Genomic DNA, 3,788 nt, shown 5'->3' on the forward strand with positions numbered 1-3,788 from the left:
TCGGCTTCATAAACAACGATTTTATCGACAAGTTCGTTAAACATTGAATCGGAGATTTCTGTTGGATTTTTGCACTTACGAATCAGTATTTTGTTCTTCAGGATTTCTTTTCTCTTTATTTAATTGCGGCCGGTTTTCCAGACATGGGTTATCCATATCCGGGTTTTCCGTATCTGGACAAGCCGTATCCGGCTCGTCCTCACACGGCTGGTCCGTGTCCGGGGGATGAGGCGTCTCGTAGATGACATACTCCACATCCACGATTTTTCCCTTGCTGTCCCGCAGCCGATTGCGGACTATGTACCCGGCCCGTTCCAGCTCCTTTAGGGCTGATCCGATGCTGTCCGTGCCTTCTTTGCAGATTTTTGCAAGGCCTCTGGTGGTATAGTTCCAGTCCTCCGGCAAAGACAGCATCATGGAGAGCAGCCCTTTGGATTTCAGGGACAGCCCCGCGTTGCGCAGGTGGTGGTTGGACATCACTGTATAATTGCGGGTTTTCTCAATGCGAAATACTGCCATCATATCACCTCCTTTCGGCGGTCTGAAAAAGTGTTCGTTTTGGGGGAAAAGACGGTCTCTATGCCGACCAGATGCCCCGGAGAGGAAAACCTATGGGCGGTGGCCTTCTGGCTGATTGGGGAGAGGAAAACATGGGATTTTAGACTCATTTTGGGGCGGTTTGTGGTATAGCACATTGGTTTTTGAAAATAAAAATGCCATAGGTTTAATACCTATGGCAAAAAATAAACTTTAATAATGATGACCATGTTGATAAAACCGATAAGCAATGATATACTTAATTTTACATTACAAATAGCTTTGAGCACTTTATTGAAAATTATTACAAATAATATATTGGGACGGATGTAGCCATGAAAATTTCTGAAATATATGCGGGAAAGCCCGATGCAGGCGATGAGATTCGCGAAAAGGGTTACGAAGAATTTGCTGAAAACTATATTGAACCTAGCGGAGTTAACATAGATGGCTTGGCAAGCACAACATATGGAACGCCTTTCTTTATAATGGGTGATAAAGGGACAGGCAAGACAGCTTTATTGAACTTTCTGGAACGATATGTCCAAGATTTGGATGCTAGTGCTTGTGTTTCCTTTATTTATTTTGAAAAGGAGATAACTCAGACTCAAAGAAAACAGTTTCAAGATATCTCCAAATCCATTTCAACATCGGTTTCTATTGATGGTGCGCTTGCCTCCGAAGGGCAAAACAGCGAGTCGGATTTCACATATATATGGAAATGGCAGTTGTGCCAAAAAATAATTGCGGATGATGAAGAGTTTAATGGAGGCCTCTTTCAAAAAGAAGATGGTAATTGGGATGCTTTTGTGCGTGAAATAGGTAAAATTGATTCAACCATTAACAAAGGGAAAATGCGCATTCCGGCGAAAGTCAGTCTTAAAGTGGCCACAAACCCTCAATTGGGAACCATAGAACCAGGATTAGAAATTGAACCCGTTGATTTTTCACAACAGAATTTTAATATGAGCGAAGCATATTTGAAATTCATTAAAATTGTAGACAATGCATATGACTTGCTTCAAAAATTAAAGCGTACAGATATCCCGTATTATATATTTATTGATGAATTAGAAGCATATAGGGGTGAAGATAGCACTTTTTATCGAGATTTGCGCCTTATTAGAGATTTGCTATTTGAAGTAAAAAAAATAAACGACACATTCCAGTCTGGGACAAAGATTATATGTTCTGTTCGCCCCGAAATAGTCACCTCCATTACACGATTTATCCAGGCAAAACAACTTCATAAGATCATGCAAGGATATGACGAGAGATTAAATTGGGAATACACGAATACTAACTCTTTTAAGCATCCAATTATGCGTGTATTATTGAGAAGAATTGAGAATTCCGAAGAAAAAGTTTTAGGACGTCCAGTAAGTGAAACAGATATAATTCGTGAGTGGTTTGTTCAAAACGTTTATAATAAGCACATTTGCACATATATCTTGGATAATACTTGGCACAAGCCTCGCGATATTGTAAGATTGCTCTTAGCTGCGCAATCTAGTGAGGCAAAAAACTACTATCAGTTTAATCAACATACGTTTGAAACCTTTATGCCGACATACTCAAAACAATGTCTAGCTGAAATTAGAGAAGAAATGTGTGCATTATACACAGCGGAAGAAATTGAACAAATTTTTAGTTGCTTACAAGGCTTCAAAATTTCTTTTACATATCAAGAAATTTTCGATAGGATAAAAATGCTGTATCCTGACAGCAAAATATCAACGAACTGCTTTACCGTTCTAAATGATATGTATCGCATGGGCGCTATTGGAAATATTATTGGAAAGGACGATTCACCGCGCTGGGCATATAAGGGAGAGGAAAAACTTTTAATAGAAACTCCGTGGAAAATAACAGTACATCCAGCATTACGAATTGAATTGTCTCTTAACGCGAAGGTTGAAAAGCATGTCAATAGAGAACTAGAAAAAAGAGAACTTGGTCTATTAGCAAGTAGAAATAGAGATACCGCCATATATACTGTAACGGTTGAAGCTATTAGATACGCATATATTTTGGTTTCTTTTATGAAAGATGGTTCTATACAGCGCGGTTATATTAGTGTTCGTAACCTAGGAATAGTTGAACTGGAGCCTGGAGACTTAAATAAGAATTTTTCAATTGGCGATACATTAAATGCCAGAATTGCTGGGTACAGTCGAGAATTCTCAAATTGGTTTATGGTAGTTGTATGACCCTATATATAGAGAGGCCATAGGTATTAAACTTATGGCCTCTCTATCTGCTACACCGTTTCGTCGTCAAGTCCCTCCATCTTCAGCCAATCCTCAAATGACTTTCTGGAGATGCGGATCATGTTGCCGATGCGGATCGTCTTGAACAATCCGGAGTTGGCGAGTTTATAGGCCGAGGCGCGGCCGATACCGAGAATGGCTGCAATGTCATTCACGGTGTATGTTCTACTTTGGGGCGTCCCTTTTTCGTTGGTCATGTCGGTGCTCATAAGATTAACCTCCCTGTGCTAATATCATTTTGAAACGGCCCCTGAAAGTCCTCCGTCACAAGGGGTTCCTGCTAATACCTTGCTAATACGACATTTGAAAAGCCGTTGTAAGGCAGCATATATCAGGGGAATTTGTGCAAATTGACCTGCCTCCAGGCAGCACAATTTGCGAAGAAACAGCACGGGAAGATATGATATGAACAATTTACGAAATGGTACGCCGTACTCCTAAGAATTCGGTCAACCTGATACTTTGGGTGCAGAAGTGATTGCTCTATTCAAAAACAAAACCGAGAATCATGATTTTCTCAACAAATTTTGATGCAACAAGTTTAACACCGTTCCGGTTGCAACGCAGTCGGTCACTTCGGTGTGAAAATCATTCTGCATATTCGTTTCCAAGCGCGTTGGATTTCAAAAAATCAACGATAATACATAATATGCCTCAGTAGCTTAGCTGGATAAAGCGCCTCCCTCCTAAGGAGGAGACCGCAGGTTCGAATCCTGTCTGGGGTATCCTTTTATGAAAATGCGAAGGTCATTTTTCCATGTGAAAGACGATCTTCGCATTTTTCATTTTGAACCTATCACCAAAATTAGCCAGCTAATGCCATTAGCAGAATTTTCGGTTTCAGCTAATAAAATCAGGTTCCCAGCTAATGAAGTCCCATAAAGCACCTTTTGAACTCTGTTTCCCGGCTCTCTGCTAAAATTGGTAGCCGCTTTTCTGTAAATCCATGTAAATACAAAATAATTTGTGTAAATCTATTTT

Annotated in this window: 3 protein-coding genes, 1 tRNA gene and 1 pseudogene; 2 read left to right on the forward strand and 3 right to left on the reverse strand. The window is 40.2% G+C overall.

Annotation, left to right across the window (positions count from 1 at the left end; genetic code table 11):
• Together C4N24_RS15890 and C4N24_RS14770 are read right to left on the reverse strand one after the other, a co-directional pair.
• Nucleotides 1-119 (reverse strand): DUF4368 domain-containing protein (locus C4N24_RS15890; protein ID WP_146746822.1); only part of this gene is annotated, 119 nt, incomplete at its 3' end.
• Nucleotides 85-519 (reverse strand): annotated as a pseudogene (locus C4N24_RS14770) (helix-turn-helix domain-containing protein); the annotation flags it as partial. The gene C4N24_RS15890 and the pseudogene C4N24_RS14770, both read right to left, overlap by 35 nt.
• 353 nt (nucleotides 520-872) lie before the next feature.
• Here C4N24_RS14770 and C4N24_RS14775 point away from each other — a divergent pair.
• Nucleotides 873-2,747, forward strand: a complete 1,875-nt coding sequence (locus tag C4N24_RS14775) for a P-loop ATPase, Sll1717 family (protein ID WP_112092017.1) — start codon at nucleotides 873-875, stop codon at nucleotides 2,745-2,747.
• Nucleotides 2,748-2,797: 50 nt separating this feature from the next.
• Here C4N24_RS14775 and C4N24_RS14780 read toward each other — a convergent pair whose 3' ends face one another.
• Nucleotides 2,798-3,016, reverse strand: coding sequence for a helix-turn-helix domain-containing protein (locus C4N24_RS14780; RefSeq protein WP_112092018.1), 219 nt, complete (start codon nucleotides 3,014-3,016; stop codon nucleotides 2,798-2,800).
• A 442-nt stretch (nucleotides 3,017-3,458) separates the two neighbouring features.
• Between C4N24_RS14780 and C4N24_RS14790 the strand changes: the two genes are divergently transcribed.
• A tRNA-Arg gene (locus tag C4N24_RS14790) sits at nucleotides 3,459-3,532 on the forward strand.
• The last annotated feature ends 256 nt before the right edge of the window (nucleotides 3,533-3,788 follow it).

Source organism: Faecalibacterium prausnitzii (assembly GCF_003287405.1).
Classification (GTDB): Bacteria; Bacillota; Clostridia; order Oscillospirales; family Ruminococcaceae; genus Faecalibacterium; species Faecalibacterium intestinale.